The following is a 16930-nucleotide window of genomic DNA, read 5'->3' as shown; positions in this document are numbered from 1 at the left end:
AATATAGCCTCTGCCGATGGGCGGACGAGAACGGGACGAACGGGCGATGCAGGACGAGAGCGAGCGCCGGGAGTTGCTAGGCGCGTACGTGGCGCCGGAGGGCCTCTACGCGGCGATCAAGGCGCGGCCCTTCCTCGGAAGCGTCCGGTGCAGCCACGACCGGTTGGTGGCGGGGAGCTGGCACGAGATCGTGCTGACCTACGAGGTCGGGGCCTGCGGCATCGCCGACGGGGCCACCTTCAAGGCGACGTTCAAGTTCTATTCCGATTGGGCGCTGTTCCAGACCGCGGACTCGAGCGCCGCCAACTACGTGAGCGCGGAGTACGAGGCTGGCCCGTTGCTGCCCGGCCAATCGCCCGCCACCGTGCAGTCGCTCAGCGTGCGCTTCGACCAGAAGGGCCACGAGCGCCCGTTCCAGAAGGCGGTGATCGTCGACGTGATCGACGGCTACCTGAATGCGGGCGACCGCATCGTCATTCGCCTCGGCGACCGGCGGGCCGGTGGGCCGGGCACCCGCGTCCAGACCTTCGTCGAGGACGGCTTCCGCTTCCGCTGCTACGTCGATCCGCTCGGCACCTCGCGCTACGTCGCGGTGCCGAACGACCCGGTGATCGCCGTCGTCGCCGGGCCGCCGGAGCGGGTCCAGATCGCTGCGCCCCGCTTCGTCGCGGAGGGCGTCGCGCCGCCCGTGACGGCGGCGCTCCTCGATCGCTGGGGCAACGTCGCCCGCGATTGCGGCGGGTCGCTCGGTGTCACGGCCTTCTCGGGCGAGCGCGAGGTCTACGCCCGGCGGCACGATTTGCCGGCGGAGGGCTGGGCGTGCCTGAGGATCGAGGATTTGCCGGTCGTCGCCGGCGCGTTGCGCATCGCCGCCGCCCACGAAGGGTCGGAGGGCGTGGCCTATGTCACGGGCCTACCCGACGCACCCGTCCCCCGCGCGCTCTACGGCGACCTGCACGTCCACGCCCACGACACGGTCGGCACCAACAGCCCGGCCTACAACGCGGCCTATGCCCGCGACGTGGCGGGCGTCGATGTCTACGGCTACACCGCCAACGATTTCCAGATCACCGACGAGGGCTGGCGCGCGGGCGTCGCGGTCACGGCGAGCTTCGATGCGCCGGGCCGGTTCGTCGCCTACGCGGTGCAGGAATGGTGCGGCAGCTCGACCGCGGGCGGCGACCATCAAGTGCTGTTCCTCGGCGACGACCCGCCGGGCTTCCCCTTCAACGAGAAGGGCGAGCACAACCGCACCTTCCTGTGGAACGAGAGCATGGGGAGCACCGGCGTCGAGGTCGGGCGCTGGCCGGTCGAGGATCTGTGGGCGGCCTACGCGCACGATCCGGAGAACCACCTCGTCATCCCGCATGTCGGCGGGCGCCGCTACATTCCGGACTGGCACCATCCCGAACTGGAGCGCCTCGTCGAGATCGCCTCGGCCTGGGGCCAGTTCGACTGGCTCTACCAGGACGTGATCGCCCGCGGCTATCGGCTCGGCGTCTGCGCCAACGGCGACGAGCATCGCGGGCGCCCCGGCGGCGGCGCGCCGGGCGTCCAAGTCTTCGGCGTGCGCGGGGGGCTGACCGGCATCCTCGCCGACAGCCTCGACCGCCGCGCGGTCGGCAGGGCCCTGCGGGCGCGCCACACCTTCGCGACGACGGGCGAGCGCAGCGCGCTGCTCGTCACCTGCGGCCCGCACCGCCAGGGCGACGCCTTCGCCCACGAGGGCCCGGCCCGGCTCAATTACCGCTTTCTGGGAGACGCCGGCTTCGAGGAACTGACCGCCCACGACCATACCGGCGAGATCTGGCGGCGCGATCTTCACGCCGAACTTGGGTTCTCGCAGCGCCTGGTGCGCCTGCGCTTCGGCGGCGCGCGCATCCGTGACCGCTACCGCTGGGCTGCCTGGGAAGGCCGCATCCGCATCCTCAACGGCACGATCCGCCGCGTCGCGACCCAGGGCTTCGAGCATCCGGAGGAGACCGCGTGGCGCGCCGGCCCGACCGAGATCGCCTTCCGCTCCGAGACCTACGGCGACAGCGACACCATCGAGATCGACATCGGCGACCTCCGCGAGTGCCGCATCCGCGTCGAGGGGACGATCGGCGGCTTCGTGAAGGTCGGCGATCCGCGCCGGCCCGCCCCCTTCGTCCACGCGCCCGACTTCTCCTGGGAGATCACCGGCCGCGAGCTGATCGCTTCCGGCGCCCTGCGCCGCGATCTCGGTGGGGCCGGGCTGTTCCTCGCGCTGGAGCGGATGACCGAGGCGCCGCTGCCGCGGGATGTCGCCGGACACATCACGGTCGAACCCCAGAACGCCGCCTTCGGCTTCCGACCGGTCTACTTCTCGGGGCGCCAGCGCGACGGCAGCCGCGTCTGGTCCTCGGCGCAGTTCATCGCTTTTGCGACTGCGGCGCCCCGAGGTGAGGCCGGATGATCGTCAGCATCCGCTCGGCCGAGGTGCCGGGCGGGAAGAAACCGAGATAGCGGCCTTGCGCGTCCAGCAGGTAAACGAAGACCGAGTGCTCGATGGCATCCTCTCCCCGCCGATAGAACACCTTGAAGGCGTCCGCCGCTCGGCCGATCGCGGCCTCGCTGCCGGTCAGCCCGACCAAGCGCGGATGGAAGCTCGGGACGAACTCCGCGAGCACCGCCGGCGTGTCGCGGGCCGGGTCGAGGGTGACGAAGACCGGCTGGATCGCCGCGCCCGCTTCGCCGAGAAGATTGAGCGCCTGGGCGATCGCCATCAGGTCGGTCGGGCAGACATCGGGACAGCCGGTATAGCCGAAGGTGAGGAGGACGAGCTTGCCGCGAAAATCCGCGTCGGTGCGGGGTCGCCCGTCCTGATCGATCAGCGCGAACGGGCCGCCGACCGGCTCGCGGTTCCACATCAGCACGTCCATCAGCTCGGCGGCCGAGCGGCGCGGTGCCTCCTCGGCGCGCAAGGGTCCGAGCAGCGCGAGGCCGATCAGGCAGGCCGTGAGGCGGCTACGCACCGAAGGTGAGCCGGCTGCCGGTGGTCGGCACGATGACGTGGTCGGGGAGTTGGGCTTGCGCTTCGAGGGCGAAGTTCAGGCCGCTGCAATGCATCGGGATCACCACGTCCGGCTTCAGGGCGCCGATCTCGGCCACCACCTGGGTGAGATACTCCTTCGGCGCCGGTCCGAGATGGAGGCCGCCGACGATGGCGTGCACCTTCTCGATCCCCGAAACCTCCTGCGCCTGCCGCACCGAGTTGACGATGCCGACATGGCCGCAGGACGAGATCACCACGAGGCCCTTGCCGCGCACGTGGTAGCAGGTGGCGTGCTCGTGGACGTGCTCGTCCGCGATGATCTTCCCCTGCAACTCGGCCGGCGAATAGTGGCTGGCATCGCAGCCGAGCCCGTCCTTGATGCCGCGCTCGACGAAGGTGTTGGGCAGGATGCGCTCCGACGAGGTGCGTTTGATCTGGCCGGTGGTGAAGGCGTGGCCGGCGATGACCGTCGGCGCCTCGCACAGCACGGTGCTGATGCGCCGTGCGGTCAGCTCGCGCCGGTCGAGCTGACCAAAATCGGTGAACTGGCCCTGGACCCCGCTGGGCGACAGGCGGTGGCAGAAATTGTCCTCGCCGCCGGCATAGAGCTTCAGCTCGGGCGAGAGCCGGTCGCGGTAGCTGTCGAGGAAACCGGTCAGGCCGCCGTAATGATCGTGATGGCCGTGGCTGACGATCAGGGCGTCGACCTTGGTCGGATCGACCTTCAGGATCTCGATGTTGTTGAGCAGCGCCTCGGGGCTGTAGCCGAAATCGAGCAGGACGGTGCGGGCCTCTTCGCCCGCCTTCGACTCGGCGAACAGCGAGAGGCCCCACTGATTGTGCAGCACCTTGCGATAGTCGGCGCCGCGCCCGTTGCCCGGCGGCTGATGGCGCACGCCCTGGACGGTCGCGGGCTTGAGGAACTGGTCGTGCGCGGAATCGATCAGGACACGCAGGGACAACGTATCGACGGTCGGGACCTCGACGGGGGCGGCACGCGCCACCTCGATGCAGGAGAACCCGGCCGCCGAGCCTGCGGCGAGCGCGGCCGACAGTTTCAGGAAACCACGCCTGTCGAGAGCCCCGGTCATCGCATGCCTCCGCCGTTGGATATCGTATCCAACAACGTATAGCGGAGCTTGTCCGGAACGGATTTGTTTCTTTTGAAGGACGGTAGGAAGAAACTTCGCAGATCAAGCGGGAATGCAGAATGTTTTCGCTAGACCCGACCGGGGCTTCGAAACCTGTCGATTATGTTCCTCTGCGATTCTCGACTCGCACGATCAGATGAGCCGCTACGACTTCGCGTAAATCTTCTCTCAAAGCGCGTTGCAGGGCATCGGCAGATCTCTCATGTAGCGTTCTTTAAAAAGAACAATTCCATTGACTTGACGAACGACGGCCGACACCTTGACGGCCTCGGTCGGGCTTGCGGCCCGGCCTTCGACGGAGAGAGGACGGCCCAAACCATGGCGTTTCGACCCCTGCACGACCGCGTGCTGCTGCGCCGCGTCGAAAGCGACGAGCGGACCAAGGGCGGTATCATCATTCCGGACACCGCCAAGGAGAAGCCGCAGGAGGGCGAGGTCGTCGCCGTCGGCCCCGGCGCCCGCGACGAGCAGGGCCGCGTCAACGCCCTCGACGTGCGGGCCGGCGACCGGGTGCTGTTCGGCAAGTGGTCCGGCACCGAGGTCAAGGTCGACGGCCAGGACCTGCTGATCCTCAAGGAAACCGACATTCTGGGCGTGATCGCCGCCTGAGCCCCCACCAACCCACCGGGAGAACCCCCATGGCTGCGAAAGACGTAAAATTCTCCGGCGACGCGCGCGAGCGCCTGTTGCGCGGCGTCGACATCCTCGCGGATGCCGTGAAGGTGACGCTCGGGCCGAAGGGCCGCAACGTCGTCATCGAAAAGAGTTTCGGGGCGCCCCGCATCACCAAGGACGGCGTCACCGTCGCCAAGGAGATCGAGCTGGAGGACCGGTTCGAGAATCTCGGCGCCCAGCTCGTGCGCGAGGTGGCCTCCAAGACCAACGATCTCGCGGGCGACGGCACCACCACGGCCACCGTGCTGGCCCAGGCGATCGTGCGCGAGGGCGCCAAGGCGGTGGCGGCGAACTTCAACCCGCTCGACCTCAAGCGCGGCATCGACCTCGCGACGGCGGCGGCCGTGAAGGACATCACCGGCCGCGCCCGCAAGGTAACCGCGTCTGATGCCATCGCCCAGGTCGGTACCATCTCGGCCAACGGCGACGCCGAGATCGGCCGCCTCATCGCGGAAGCCGTCGAGCGGGTCGGCAAGGAGGGCGTCATCACGGTCGAGGAGGCCAAGACCGCTGAGACCGAACTCGACGTGGTCGAGGGCCTGCAATTCGACCGCGGCTACCTCTCGCCGTATTTCGTCACGAACACCGAGAAGCTGATCGCCGAACTCGACGATCCCTACATCCTCATCCACGAGAAGAAGCTGTCCTCGCTCCAGCCGCTGCTGCCGGTGCTGGAGGCGGTGGTGCAATCGAGCCGGCCACTGCTCATCATCGCCGAGGACGTCGAGGGCGAGGCGCTGGCCACCCTCGTGGTGAACAAGCTGCGCGGCGGGCTGAAGATCGCGGCGGTCAAGGCGCCGGGCTTCGGCGACCGGCGCAAGGCGATCCTGGAGGACATCGCCATCCTGACGAATGGGCAGGTCATCTCCGAGGATCTCGGGATCAAGCTTGAGAACGTCTCGATCCCGCTGCTCGGCCAGGCCAAGCGCGTGCGCATCGACAAGGAGAGCACCACGGTCGTCGACGGTTCCGGCGAGAAGGCGCAGATCGACGCCCGCGTCGGCCAGATCAAGGCGCAGATCGAGGACACGACCTCGGACTACGACCGCGAAAAGCTGCAGGAGCGCCTCGCCAAGCTCGCGGGCGGCGTCGCGGTCCTGCGCGTCGGCGGCGCCACCGAGGTCGAGGTGAAGGAGAAGAAGGACCGGGTGGACGACGCCCTCAACGCCACCCGCGCGGCGATCGAGGAGGGCATCGTGCCGGGCGGCGGTACCGCGCTGCTGCGGGCCAAGGCGGTGGTGGCGGGGCTCACGACCGACAACGCCGACGTGCGGGCCGGCATCAACATCGTCCTCAAGGCCCTCGAAGCGCCGATCCGCCAGATCGTGGCCAATGCCGGCGTCGAGGGCTCGATCGTGGTGTCCAAGGTGCTCGAGAATTCATCCGAGACTTTCGGCTTCGACGCGCAGACCGAGACCTACGGCGACCTCGTCGAGGCCGGCATCGTCGATCCGGCCAAGGTGGTGCGCACCGCACTGCAAGATGCCGCATCGGTCGCGGGCCTGCTCGTGACCACGGAGGCGCTGGTGGCCGACCGGCCGAAGGAGAAGGCGCCGCCCTCGCTGCCCGGCGGCCCGGACTTCTGAGCGTGTCTCGCCGGGCAGCGGCCGTCCGCCGCCCGGCAAGCTTGGCGGCACCGTTGTTGCTCAGACTGCCTCGGCCCGCTCCGTCCGGATCGGGCCACTCACGACGCGGCCCCGGCCGGGGCCCGTCGGGTCACCCTGCTTCGACGAGGTGGATGCATGGCCCTGTCATCGGAGTTTCGCCGCAGGCTCGAAGGCTACGGCCTGACCACGGCCGAGATCCTGTATCACCTGCCCGATCACCCGCACCTGCTCCAGACCTTCGTCTGGCAACAGCTCGACCTGTTCCCGCGCTTCCCTGAGCTGAAGCGGTTCCTGGCCCTCTGGCAGGAGCGGCTCGACGGTCCGCTGCACTCGGTGCGGGTCATGCACAGCCGCCTGATCAAGCCGGCCGAGCTGAAGTCGGTCTCCGGTGAGTTTCACCTGCACTGAGATCAGCGGCGCCGCATCCGGCCGCGGGTCGGACCGGCGCCGTTCCGGTTTCAGCCGATGGGAACCGTCCGCGGTCGTCCGGCCTCGCTCGCGGCCTCGACCTCGTTGAGGCGCCCGGTCGCGATGTCGTAGACGAAGCCGAAGATCGGGATGTGCCCGGGCACGAGGGGGTGGGCGCGGATGCGGCGCACGTCGGCGGCGACGCTGCCCAACCGGTCCGGGATCGTCAGCCAGTCGATGCTGCGGCCGGCGGGCGAACCGCCCCCGTGGGCCGGGTTGACCCAGGCGCCGTCGCGAAGTTCCGCGGTCTCGAGGTTGTCGGCCAGAAGGTCGCCGATCACCTCATCCGTGAACAGCTCCATCCCGCAATTCGTGTGGTGGATCACGAACCACGCGTTCGTGCCGAGCAGCTTGTGCGAGATGACGAGCGAGCGGATCGCGTCGTCGCTGGCCCGACCGCCCGCATTGCGGATGACGTGGGCGTCCCCCTCTCCGAGGCCGGCATACTTGGCCGGGTCGAGTCGCGCGTCCATGCAGGTCAGGATCGCGAAGCGCCGGGCCGGCGGCAGGGCGAGATCGCCCTTGTCGAAACCCGCCGCGTAAGCGTCGTTGGCGGCCAGCACCTCGTGGTAGACCGGCGCCTGGACAGGATCAGGCATGGCGGCGATCCCTCGAAGGCGAAACCGGCAGGCGGACGAGGTGCGGGGCGAGCCACTCGTTGCTGAGCATCGCGCCCGCCGCCAGCGGGAGCGGGCCGGCCTCTGCCGGCAGGTCCAGGGCGCGCAGGTAGGCGCGGATGCGGATCAGAACGTTTCTCATGCGGCCCTCGCTTCGGTGTCGAGCAGGTCGGTGTAGTGGGCGGCCGCCACGTCGGGGTGTGAGCGCAGGCGGCCTTTGAGGTAATTGCGGCCGACCTCGCGGAAGAGCGGATTGTCGGGGTCGCTCGCGGGTCCCCACGCCTGCGCGGCCAGGTCCGCCGGCAGGTCGAGGAGCGGCACGGTGGCGTCGTGGCGGGCGCCGAGGAAGAAGGCGACCGAGAGCCGGTTGCGCCCCGCTCGCGGCGTCACCACCCGGTGGATCGTGGAGCGTAGATATCCGTTCGAGGCCAGTTCCAAGAGTTCGCCGACATTGACCACGAAGGCGCCCTCGACCGGTCGCGCGGCGATCCAGCCGCTATTGACGTCCGCCACTTCGAGGCCGCCCTCGCCGTCCTGCACCAGCAGCGTGAGGAAGCCGCTGTCCTTATGGGCGCCCACGCCCTGGTCGTCCGGCGTCGCCTCGCGGCCGGGATAGCGGATGATCTTGATGTGCTGGTTGGGAGCGCCCGCGTAGATCGGCGCGAAGGCGTCGGCGGGCTGGCCGAGCGCCAGGGCAAAGGCTTCGAGCAGGCGGATGCCGACGCCGGTCACCGCCTCCTGCCATGCCAGCAGGCCGACCCGCAGTCCCGGCAGCGCGGCGGGCCAGAGGTTCGGGCCCTGCAGCCGGGTCCAGGCCGGGGCGCCGGACTCGCGCGGGAGCGCGGCACGCTCGGCGCCGATGTCGAACTGCTCGCGCCAATCGGCCCGCCCGCGTGTGATCTCCGCGCCGGCCGCATTGTAGCCGCGGAAATGGGGCGAGTTCACCATCGCGACCGCCCGCTTTTCTTCCGCGGGCAGGGCGAAGAAGCGCCGCGCCAGCGCCTGCACGCCCGCGATCTGCGACGGCGGGATGCCGTGGCCGACGAGGTAGAAGAAGCCGACGTCGCGGGCGGCTCTGCGCAGGTCCTCGAGGAAAGTTTTTCTCTCGGTCTCGCCCGCATCGAGCCGGGCGAGGTCGAGGATCGGGAGGGAGGCCGTCATCTCAGGCCGCCCGCGCCAGGGAGCCGGCGGCGGCCAGCGCCTGATCGAGATCGGCCAGGATGTCGTCGATATGTTCCAGCCCGACCGCGAGGCGGACATAGCCGTCGGTGACGCCGGTGGCGCGCTGCTCCTCGGGCGTCAGCTGCGAGTGCGTGGTCGAGGCCGGATGGATCGCGAGGCTGCGGGCGTCGCCGATATTGGCCACATGGTAGAACAGCCGGAGCGCGTCGATGAAGCGTCGCCCGGCGGCTCGGCCCGCCGCCAGCTCAAACCCGACGAGGCCGCCATAGCCGCCTTTCAGGGTGCGGTCGGCCCGCTCGCGGGTGGTGCCGGTCTGGGCCGAGGGGTGGATCACCCGAGCGACCTCCGGGCGCCGCCCGAGCCAGTCGGCCACGCTTTGCGCGTTCCGGCTGTGACGCTCGATGCGCAAGGGGAGCGTCTCGATGCCCTGCAGCGTCAGGAAGGCGTTGAGCGGCGAGACCGCGGGGCCGAGATCGCGCAGGAGCCGCACGCGGGCGCGGAGCGCGTAGGCGATCGGGCCGATGGCTTGCGCCGCCTCGGTCCAGACCGCGCCGTGATAGCTGTCGTCCGGCGTGTTCAGCGCCGGCTGCCGGTGGGGATGGGCCGCCCAGTCGAAGCGCCCGCCATCGACGATCGCCCCGCCGATGGCGATGCCGTGGCCGCCGAGATACTTCGTGGTCGAGTAGACGACGACCGCCGCGCCGTGATCGAGCGGCCGCGCCAGCAAGGGGGCGGCGGTGTTGTCGACGATGAGCGGGATGCCGAGCGGCCGGCCGATCGCCGCCACCTCGGCGATGGGGAACACGGCGAGCTTCGGGTTCGGCAGGGTCTCGGCATAGTAGGCCCGCGTCCTGCCGTCGGTCGCGCGGGAAAAGTTGTGTGGGTCGGCGGGGTCGACGAAGCGGACCTCGATACCCTGCTCCTTCAGCGTGTGGGCGAACAGGTTCCACGTGCCGCCGTAGAGGTCGGTCGAGGAGACGATGTTGTCACCCGCCCGCGCGAGGTTCTGGACGGCGAGCGCCGACGCCGCCTGCCCCGAGGCGAGGGCGAGCGCCGCGGCCCCGCCTTCGAGCGCGGCGAGGCGCTGCTCCAGCACGTCGACGGTCGGGTTGGTGACGCGGGTGTAGATGTTGCCGAGTTCCTGGAGCGCGAACAGGCTCTCGGCGTGGTCGGTGTCGCGGAACTGGTAGGAGGTGGTCTGGTGGATCGGCACCGCGACCGACCCGGTCTGCGGATCGGCCCGCCAGCCGGCATGCAGCGCCAGCGTTTCGGCGTGAACGGAGGCGGGGGTCTGGCTCGACATCGGCGGCTCCCTTGGAAGAACAGTCCAAGATGATCGGCGGATCCGGCGCGAAGTCAACGAAAGCGGATTTCGTTGTTTGTAAGGGTTAGGTAATTTTATTCGCAATAGGGGATCGATTGGCGAAATTCATTCACGACATTTCTAGTCGCCGCGAGAGTCCCTCGATCCGAAAGCTTCGCCCGACCGCATATCCCCCATCGTCATTCCGGGGCGCAGAAGGCGAACCCAGGCCCGAAGGGGCGCGCCAGCGGCGTGCAATCCTCGACTGGCCGTGACGCAACATGCGGCGTCGCATCACGGGTCGATTCCGGGTTCCGCTGCGCGGCCCCGGAATGACGGTGCAGGACGGGGATCGTGGGTGACTGCTTCGTTGCTCGGATTGAGAGCCTTGGAGCCTCACGGGTGCTGGTGGATCGGATCGACCCAGTAGACCGTCTCGGGCCGCTCGGCCGCGTTGACGTCGGGCAGGTTGACCACCACCGCCTCGTTGTCCGAGCGCACCAGCACGCAATGTAGGGGCTCGTCGGTCGACGCGTTGATCTCCTGATGCGGCACGTAAGGCGGCACGAAGATGAAGTCGCCGGGGCCGGCCTCGGCGACGTATTCGAGCCGCTCGCCCCAGCGCATCCGGGCGCGGCCGGAGACGATGTAGATCACGCTCTCAAGGGCGCCGTGATGGTGAACCCCGGTCTTGGCATCGGGCTCGATCGCCACCGTGCCGGCCCAGATCTTCTGGGCGCCGACGCGGGCGGCGTTGACCGCCGCCTGCCGGAACATGCCGGGCGTCTGAGCGGTGTTGGGGTCGAGCCGGTCGCCGGGGATCACCCGCACGCCGTCGTGCTTCCAGCGCGCGGCGGCGCCTTCATCGTGATCGTGGGTACGCGGCTCGTGCTCTGGCTCGTGCTCTTGCTCGTGCTCATGGCTGTGGCCGTCGCCGATGTCGTGCATGGTGAAAATATCTCCTGCCCGATCATCGCATGACGGCGAGCGCGTCGGAAAACCCCGCGTCGAGGATCGCCTCGGCGCGCGGGGCGCGGGCCGCGGGGATCAGGCCGGCGCGCACGTAGAGGTCGATGATGCGCTGTTCGTCGGCGATGACGCTCTCGTCGATCGGCACGGTGCGGTACTGCGCGCGTCCGAACCAGCGCAGGGGCACCGCCTCGGGCAGGCCGATCAGCTTCGACCACGCGGCGGCGTAGGGCGCCGGGTCGGTCAGCGCCCAGGCCCGCGCCTTGGCGAGGCGGGCGGCGTAGTCGGCGATCAAGGCGCGCTTGGTCTTGAGCGCCGAGTCGTTCGCGACCGCGTAGCTGAGCCCCGGCGTGATGCCGTTGCCGTCGCGGACCACCCGGACGAGGCCGGCGAGTTCGGCCGCCGAGGTATAGGGCTCCCAGGTCGACCACGCATCGACCGCCCCGGAGGCCAGCGCCAGCTTGGCGTCGGCTGGGGGCAGGAAGCGGAACTGCACGCTGTCCGCGGGCAGCCCTGCTTCTTCGAGGGCTGCGAGAACGACCTGATGGCCGATCGAGCCGCGATTGGTGGCGATGCGCTTTCCCTGCAGATCCGCGACGCTGCGGATGGCAGAATCCGGTCGCACGAGGATCGCGAGCCCGTCCTGCCGGTTGCGGAAGGCCAGGAAGGCCTTGACCGGCACGCCCGCGGCGGCCGCGAAGGTGAAGGGCGCATCGCCCACCCCGCCCGCATCGATCGCGCCAGCGTTGAGCGCCTCCAAGAGCGGTGCGGCGGCCGGGAACTCGCTCCATTCGAGCCGGTAAGGCAGGCCGTCGAGGACGCCCGCGGCCTCCATCAGGGCGCGGGCATTGCCGCGCTGGTCGCCGACGCGCAGGGTTTCCTGCGCGCGGGCCGGAGCGAGGGTAGCGAGCGCGAGCGCGATCAGGACGAGGAGGCGGGCCATCACGCGGCCTCCGCCGCAAGGCCGCGCCGGGAAAGTAAATCCCTGAAGGCGGGCAGCAGCGCGCGCCCGTACTGGATCGCGTCCTCCAGCGGGTCGAAGCCGCGGATCAGGAAGGTGTGCACGCCGAGGTCGTGATAGTCGAGGAGCGCGTCGGCGACCTGCTCGGGCGTGCCGACGAGTGCGGTCGAGTTGCCCGACGCCCCGGTCTCGGCGGCGATGGCGGTGTAGAGCCGCTTGTCGAGGCGCGAGCCCTGCGCCGCCGCGGCGAGCAGCCGACGCGAGCCCTCGTTCTCCGGCACGGGAGCGGGCCCGAGGCCGCGGGCGGCGCGCAGCCGCCGGGTCTCGGCGAGGATGTGTTCCGCCCGCGCCCAGGCCCTTTCCTCGGTCTCGGCCAGGATCGGGCGCAGCGACAGGCTGAAGCGCGGCGAACGCCCGTGCGGAGCGGCGGCTGCCCTCACTCGGCCGATCAGCTCGCGCACCTGCGCTTGGGTCTCGCCCCAGAGCGCGTAGGTGTCGGCATGCCGGCCCGCCACCGCGAGCGCGGCGGGCGAGGCACCGCCGAAATAGACCGGGATCGTCTCCGCCGGCTTCACTTCGGAGAAGCCGCCCTCGATCCGATAATGCGCGCCCGCGTAGTCGAACGGCCTGTCCGAGGTCCAGGCGAGGCGCAGGATATCCAGAAACTCGTGGGTGCGAGCGTAGCGCTCGTCCTTGGTGAGGTGGTCGCCGTCGCGGGCGAGATCGCGGTCGTCGCCGCCGCTGATCGCGTGGACCGCCACCCGTCCGCCGGTGAGCCGGTCGAGCGTCGCGAACTGGCGGGCCGCGACGGTGGGCGCGGTGAAGCCGGTGCGATGGGCGATCATCAGCCCGATCCGCTTCGTGGCGGCGGCGATCTCGGCGGCGATCAGGAGCGGATCGGGCGCCGTCGCGTAGAAGGCCACCAGCACCCGGTCGAACCCGCCGCGCTCGTGCGCCTGCGCCAGGAGGCGCAGGTAATCGGGTTCGATTGCGGGGCCGCGGGCGGGGCGCGACTCGGAGACCTCGTGCGGGGCGACGAAGCCGATGAACTCGGTGGCGTCCGGCGGCAGCAGGCTCATGGGGTTCTCCTTGTCTAAAGGCCGAGCGCGGTGCGACCGGCGGCGACCCGCACCGCGTCGCCCTGCGGCCAGTGAATGCGCGCGCACAGGACGTCGCGCAGGTGCCGCTCCAGCGGATGTTTTCGGGAGAGCGCGGCGTTGCCGCACAGCTCGGACACCCGCTGCACCGCCTGAATCGCGTTCTCGGTGACCGTGATCTTGACGAAGCCCGCCTCCTGCGGCGCGGGCGGCGCGCCCGCATCCGTCTCGGCAGCGAGGCTCGCCACGAGCCGGGCGTTGACCGACAGCAGCCGCTCGTTCTCGCCCAGGGCCTCGTGAAAGCGCGGCAGGCTCGCGAGCGGCGCGCCGAGACTGCCGGGGACGCGTTCGTGGAGGAAGCGCGCGAACCAGCCTTGAGCCGCCCGCGCGACCCCGTCGTAGAGGGCAGCGAGGAGCACACAGCTCCAGGCCTGCTGCAACGGATCGGACCGACGCCACTCCTCCGGGCGGCGCAGGTCGACGGCGTGGTCGCCCGGCACGTAAACTTCCTCGAACACCACGTCGTGGCTGCCCGAGGCGCGCAGGCCCAGATGGTCCCAGGTCTCCTCGATGCGGATGCCGGGCGCCGACATCGGCACCAGCAGGTTGCCGACCCGCGTCTCCACCTCGTCGGTGCGCACGAAGACGACGCCGTGGGCGAGGCCCGGCGCGCCGGTGGAGGTGATCTTTCGCCCCGTGATGCGCCAACCGTCGCCGTCGCGCCGGGCGAGCGTGCCGGGCAGGCCGCCGCGGGCGGGCGTGCCGAGATCGGGCTCGACCCGCAGGGCATTGATGAGGGCGCCGTCCGCCGCGGCCTCGCGCCCGATCCGGTCGGCGAGCGCGCGGGGCCAGGGCGTGCCGGCGCGATGGATCAGCCCGTGCTGGAGCAGCGTCATCGCCAGCACCAGCGCGACGGCCGGATCGCCCGCGCCGAGCGCGCCGACGACCTGGGCCGCCTGCGCGAGCCCGGCCCCGCCGCCGCCGAGCCGCTCCGGCACGGCGAGCCCGATCAGCCCGGCCTCGCGCAGAGCCGCGATCGGCTCGTGCGGGAAGGCGCCGCTGCGGTCGCGCTCGCCCGCGCTCGCGGCGAACCGTTCGGCGAGAGTCTTGGCGATGTCGAGGGATCTGGCGGCCGTGGTCATCGAGGGGGCATGGGACCGGAGGGGGCGAGTCGGCGGCTGGGTCGAGGCGCGGAGACCATTGACGGCCGGCTTCTCGACCGGCCTTGTTATGCTCGGGGCGCGGCGCCGGGCGGTCAACGAAACGTGTTTCCAAAGTCGGGGCCACCGGAAGGAGGTTCTGCCCGCGCTGGGCGAAATGCCGGAAGATCACGCTCTGCCCTGCCGCCGACGCGCAGGACATCTGCCGCGGAAGCAGTCCCGGCCAAGTCTCATCCGGGATCGGCTCGTCTTCGCAGCTTGGTCCGACGATGTGCGGTCAATCGCTACCGAGCCGAGCCGCCGGATGGAGAATTTTCTCGCTCGAGCCAAGCTGGGAGATTTTCGACACAAAACGCGCCGTATCTTGGAAAGATACTTCGATTGACTTCCACCGAGTCAGACTGAAGACTGAATACAGCGGCCCGAGCAACGAGGCTGTTCCCCCAATCGATGCGCCACGCCGTCCCGGCTCGCCGGGCGGCCTTCGCGCGTGCGCCCCTACTTCGTGCGCCCGTTCTCGGAGACGACCATGACCGACCAGCCCCCGCGCCCCGGCCTCCTGCCGTCGCGCCGGTCCCTGCTGCGCACGGGCGCCGCCGCCGCGGCGCTGCCCCTCGGGTTCGGGATGGGCGGGGTGCGGGCCTGGGGGCCCGGGCCCGGCGTGCCGTTCGATCCGGGTCCGATCTGTCGCCCAGCCGCCGCGGAAGCCTCTGCCGGCCCGCTCAAGCCGATCAAGCTCGCCTGGAACGCCACCGCGATCTGCACCGCCGCGGCACCGCTCGCCAAGGAGCGCGGCATCTTCGCCGCCCACGGGCTCGACGTGGAGTTCGTCAATTTCGGCGGCTCGACCGAGGCGCTGCTGGAGGCGATCGCCACCGGCAAGGCGGATGCCGGCATCGGCATGGCGCTGCGCTGGCTGAAACCCCTGGAGCAGGGCTTCGACGTGAAGATCACCGCCGGCCTGCACGGCGGCTGCCTGCGGCTGCTCGGGGCGAAGTCGGCTGGCATCACCGAGGTCGCGGCGCTGAAGGGCAAGACCATCGCGATCAGCGATCATGCGAGCCCCGCCAAGAATTTCTTCGCCCTGCTGCTGGCCAAGGCCGGCATCGACCCGGAGACCGGCGTCGAGTGGCGGCCCTATCCGGCCGACCTCCTCAACCTCGCGGTCGAGAAGGGCGAGGCGCAGGCGCTCGCCGATTCCGATCCCCGCACTTGGATCTGGCTTAAGGACCGGAAATTCTCCGAGGTCGCGACCAACCTCTCGGGCGACTACGCCGACCGCACCTGCTGCGTGGTAGCGGTGCGCGGCAGCCTGATCCGCAACGACCGCGCGGCGGCCACCGCGCTCACCCGCGCCGTGCTGGAGGCGGGCCACCGCGTCCACGCGGACCCGGAGGACGCCGCCCGCATCTTCTCCGGCTACGGCGGCAAGGGCTCGGTCGAGGATCTCGCCGCCATGCTGCGCAGCCAGCACCACGGCGACCGCCCGGTCGGCGCCGACCTCAAGCGTCAGCTCGTGCTCTACGGCGACGAGCTGAAACAGGTGAACGTCCTCAAGCGCTCGACCGACACGGCCAAGTTCGCCGAGCGCGTCTACGCCGACGTGCTGAGCTGAGGGCGCGACCCATGGCCCATCTTACGGGTTTCGCCGTCACCCTGCCGAGCGCGGCGCGCCTGCCCGGCCTGCCGCTGCGGGCGCTCGCCCTCGGGGCGGCGTGGCTCGCGCTGGCAGCAGCGACCTACGCCCTGCCGGAAGAAGGCGATTTTGCCTACACCGCGACCTTCGCCGCCGGTGCGTTGGCCCTCGGCCTCGCGCTCGCGCCGCTCGCCGCCCTCTCGGCCCGCCTCGGCCGGGCCGGGGCCGCGCTCGCGCACTGGACGCCGTGGCTGACGCTCGTGGCGCTGGGCTTCCTCGCCTGGGAGCTGATCACCGCGAAGTTCGCGCTCCTGCCGATGCCGTTCTTCCCGCCGCCGCAGGCGATCCTGGAAGTGTTCCTCGACGACTGGCCCCGGCTCGGCAGCAGCATCCTGGCCTCGCTGAAGCTGTTGGCCGGCGGCTACCTGATCGGTGCGAGCCTCGGCTTCGTGCTCGGCGTCGCCATCGGCTGGTCCAAGGCGGTGAGCTACTGGGCCCATCCGATCCTGCGCTTCGTCGGGCCGCTGCCCGCCACCGCGTGGCTGCCGCTCGCCTTCTTCGTGTTTCCCTCGTCGTGGTCGGCCAGCACCTTCCTGATCGCCCTCGCCACCGGCTTTCCCGTGACGGTGCTGACGTGGTCGGGGGTGTCCGGCGTCAACAAGGCCTATTTCGACGTGGCGCGCACGCTCGGCGCCTCGCCCGCTTTCCTCGTGCTGCGGGTGGCGGTGCCGGCGGCGCTGCCGCACGTCTTCGTCGGGCTGTTCATGGGGCTCGGCGGCGCGTTCGCCGTGCTGGTGGTGGCCGAGATGCTCGGCGTGAAGGCCGGCCTCGGCTGGTACCTGCAATGGGCCCAAGGCTGGGCGGCCTACGCCAACCTCTACGCCGCGCTGATCGTGATGGCGCTGATGTGCTCGGGCCTCATCAGCCTGCTGTTTCGCTTACGCGATCGGGTGCTCTCCTGGCAGAAGGGGCTGGTGCAATGGTAGCCGCGACGCTCGAACGTACCATCGCCGCCGTGGCCGGATCGCGCCTCGCGGTCGAGGCCGTCTCGCACGCCTTCGACATCCGCGGCACGGCGCTGCCCGTGC

16 protein-coding genes are annotated in these 16930 nt (G+C 70.3%); 6 read left to right on the top strand and 10 right to left on the bottom strand.

From position 1 onward, the window contains the following. Positions 1 to 46: 46 nt before the first annotated feature. Entirely contained in the window at positions 47 to 2437 is a 2391-nt protein-coding gene (locus OWC43_RS11970; protein WP_393956858.1) for a hypothetical protein, read from the top strand. Here OWC43_RS11970 and OWC43_RS11965 read toward each other — a convergent pair. Further along, a complete protein-coding gene (locus OWC43_RS11965) occupies positions 2394 to 2996 on the bottom strand; it encodes an SCO family protein (RefSeq protein ID WP_393956857.1) in 603 nt (200 codons plus the stop codon). The two genes, OWC43_RS11970 and OWC43_RS11965, sit on opposite strands and share 44 nt — an antisense overlap. Next, positions 2989 to 4107: an MBL fold metallo-hydrolase gene (locus OWC43_RS11960; RefSeq protein ID WP_393956856.1), complete on the bottom strand. Its 1119-nt coding sequence runs from the start codon at positions 4105 to 4107 to the stop codon at positions 2989 to 2991. Before OWC43_RS11960 ends, OWC43_RS11965 begins: the two co-directional genes overlap by 8 nt. Positions 4108 to 4485: 378 nt before the next feature. Here OWC43_RS11960 and OWC43_RS11955 point away from each other — a divergent pair, with 378 nt between their 5' ends. From OWC43_RS11955 to OWC43_RS11945, 3 genes are all read left to right on the top strand, one after another. Then, positions 4486 to 4776 (top strand): co-chaperone GroES, encoded by a 291-nt coding sequence (locus tag OWC43_RS11955; protein WP_393956855.1) that lies wholly within the window; start codon positions 4486 to 4488, stop codon positions 4774 to 4776. Positions 4777 to 4805: 29 nt separating this feature from the next. Continuing rightward, positions 4806 to 6428 carry a chaperonin GroEL gene (gene groL / locus OWC43_RS11950; protein WP_393956854.1) on the top strand — a complete coding sequence of 541 codons (1623 nt, stop codon included), beginning with the start codon at positions 4806 to 4808 and terminating at the stop codon, positions 6426 to 6428. A gap of 156 nt (positions 6429 to 6584) precedes the next feature. Continuing rightward, positions 6585 to 6857 carry an usg protein gene (locus OWC43_RS11945; RefSeq protein ID WP_393956853.1) on the top strand — a complete coding sequence of 91 codons (273 nt, stop codon included), beginning with the start codon at positions 6585 to 6587 and terminating at the stop codon, positions 6855 to 6857. A 50-nt stretch (positions 6858 to 6907) separates the two neighbouring features. Here the strand turns inward: OWC43_RS11945 and OWC43_RS11940 are convergent, their stop codons facing one another. The 8 genes from OWC43_RS11940 to OWC43_RS11905 all read right to left on the bottom strand — a co-directional run bounded on the left by OWC43_RS11940 (position 6908) and on the right by OWC43_RS11905 (position 14188). After that, a complete protein-coding gene (locus OWC43_RS11940) occupies positions 6908 to 7516 on the bottom strand; it encodes a beta-class carbonic anhydrase (protein ID WP_393956852.1) in 609 nt (202 codons plus the stop codon). Next, the gene (locus OWC43_RS11935) at positions 7509 to 7676 is read right to left on the bottom strand and encodes a hypothetical protein (protein ID WP_393956851.1); all 168 of its coding nucleotides are present in this window, start codon (positions 7674 to 7676) and stop codon (positions 7509 to 7511) included. The genes OWC43_RS11940 and OWC43_RS11935 overlap by 8 nt, the downstream gene beginning before the upstream one ends. Then, entirely contained in the window at positions 7673 to 8695 is a 1023-nt protein-coding gene (locus tag OWC43_RS11930; RefSeq protein WP_393956850.1) for an isopenicillin N synthase family dioxygenase, read from the bottom strand. Before OWC43_RS11930 ends, OWC43_RS11935 begins: the two co-directional genes overlap by 4 nt. 1 nt (position 8696) lies before the next feature. Next, complete coding sequence (locus OWC43_RS11925) at positions 8697 to 10019, bottom strand: O-acetylhomoserine aminocarboxypropyltransferase/cysteine synthase family protein (RefSeq protein WP_393956849.1); 1323 nt, start codon at positions 10017 to 10019, stop codon at positions 8697 to 8699. 396 nt (positions 10020 to 10415) lie between these two features. Beyond that, positions 10416 to 10967 (bottom strand): cupin domain-containing protein, encoded by a 552-nt coding sequence (locus tag OWC43_RS11920; protein ID WP_393956848.1) that lies wholly within the window; start codon positions 10965 to 10967, stop codon positions 10416 to 10418. 22 nt (positions 10968 to 10989) lie between these two features. After that, the gene (locus OWC43_RS11915; RefSeq protein ID WP_393956847.1) at positions 10990 to 11931 is read right to left on the bottom strand and encodes an ABC transporter substrate-binding protein; all 942 of its coding nucleotides are present in this window, start codon (positions 11929 to 11931) and stop codon (positions 10990 to 10992) included. Continuing rightward, the gene (locus tag OWC43_RS11910) at positions 11931 to 13028 is read right to left on the bottom strand and encodes an LLM class flavin-dependent oxidoreductase (protein ID WP_393956846.1); all 1098 of its coding nucleotides are present in this window, start codon (positions 13026 to 13028) and stop codon (positions 11931 to 11933) included. Before OWC43_RS11910 ends, OWC43_RS11915 begins: the two co-directional genes overlap by 1 nt. Before the next feature lie 14 nt (positions 13029 to 13042). Next, a complete protein-coding gene (locus OWC43_RS11905; RefSeq protein ID WP_393956845.1) occupies positions 13043 to 14188 on the bottom strand; it encodes an acyl-CoA dehydrogenase family protein in 1146 nt (381 codons plus the stop codon). Positions 14189 to 14735: 547 nt separating this feature from the next. Between OWC43_RS11905 and OWC43_RS11900 the strand changes: the two genes are divergently transcribed. Both OWC43_RS11900 and OWC43_RS11895 read left to right on the top strand, forming a co-directional pair. Next, positions 14736 to 15821: an ABC transporter substrate-binding protein gene (locus OWC43_RS11900; protein WP_393956844.1), complete on the top strand. Its 1086-nt coding sequence runs from the start codon at positions 14736 to 14738 to the stop codon at positions 15819 to 15821. An 11-nt stretch (positions 15822 to 15832) separates the two neighbouring features. Beyond that, positions 15833 to 16828 (top strand): ABC transporter permease, encoded by a 996-nt coding sequence (locus OWC43_RS11895; protein ID WP_393956843.1) that lies wholly within the window; start codon positions 15833 to 15835, stop codon positions 16826 to 16828. The last annotated feature ends 102 nt before the right edge of the window (positions 16829 to 16930 follow it).

It is taken from the genome of Methylorubrum sp. POS3 (genome assembly GCF_043352485.1).
Classification (GTDB): Bacteria; Pseudomonadota; Alphaproteobacteria; order Rhizobiales; family Beijerinckiaceae; genus Methylobacterium; species Methylobacterium suomiense.
This window is presented reverse-complemented; position numbering and strand designations above follow the sequence as displayed.

Bases quoted from the DNA above. Each gene is read 5' to 3' on its own strand.
- OWC43_RS11945 (WP_393956853.1), top strand. From the start codon at position 6,585: ATGGCCCTGTCATCGGAGTTTCGCCGCAGGCTCGAAGGCTACGGCCTG.
- OWC43_RS11900 (WP_393956844.1), top strand. From the start codon at position 14,736: ATGACCGACCAGCCCCCGCGCCCCGGCCTCCTGCCGTCGCGCCGGTCC.
- OWC43_RS11895 (WP_393956843.1), top strand. From the start codon at position 15,833: ATGGCCCATCTTACGGGTTTCGCCGTCACCCTGCCGAGCGCGGCGCGC.
- OWC43_RS11925 (WP_393956849.1), bottom strand. From the start codon at position 10,019: ATGTCGAGCCAGACCCCCGCCTCCGTTCACGCCGAAACGCTGGCGCTG.
- OWC43_RS11935 (WP_393956851.1), bottom strand. From the start codon at position 7,676: ATGAGAAACGTTCTGATCCGCATCCGCGCCTACCTGCGCGCCCTGGAC.
- OWC43_RS11930 (WP_393956850.1), bottom strand. From the start codon at position 8,695: ATGACGGCCTCCCTCCCGATCCTCGACCTCGCCCGGCTCGATGCGGGC.
- OWC43_RS11940 (WP_393956852.1), bottom strand. From the start codon at position 7,516: ATGCCTGATCCTGTCCAGGCGCCGGTCTACCACGAGGTGCTGGCCGCC.
- OWC43_RS11955 (WP_393956855.1), top strand. From the start codon at position 4,486: ATGGCGTTTCGACCCCTGCACGACCGCGTGCTGCTGCGCCGCGTCGAA.
- OWC43_RS11920 (WP_393956848.1), bottom strand. From the start codon at position 10,967: ATGCACGACATCGGCGACGGCCACAGCCATGAGCACGAGCAAGAGCAC.
- OWC43_RS11905 (WP_393956845.1), bottom strand. From the start codon at position 14,188: ATGACCACGGCCGCCAGATCCCTCGACATCGCCAAGACTCTCGCCGAA.
- OWC43_RS11910 (WP_393956846.1), bottom strand. From the start codon at position 13,028: ATGAGCCTGCTGCCGCCGGACGCCACCGAGTTCATCGGCTTCGTCGCC.
- OWC43_RS11970 (WP_393956858.1), top strand. From the start codon at position 47: ATGCAGGACGAGAGCGAGCGCCGGGAGTTGCTAGGCGCGTACGTGGCG.
- OWC43_RS11915 (WP_393956847.1), bottom strand. From the start codon at position 11,931: ATGGCCCGCCTCCTCGTCCTGATCGCGCTCGCGCTCGCTACCCTCGCT.
- OWC43_RS11960 (WP_393956856.1), bottom strand. From the start codon at position 4,107: ATGACCGGGGCTCTCGACAGGCGTGGTTTCCTGAAACTGTCGGCCGCG.
- groL (WP_393956854.1), top strand. From the start codon at position 4,806: ATGGCTGCGAAAGACGTAAAATTCTCCGGCGACGCGCGCGAGCGCCTG.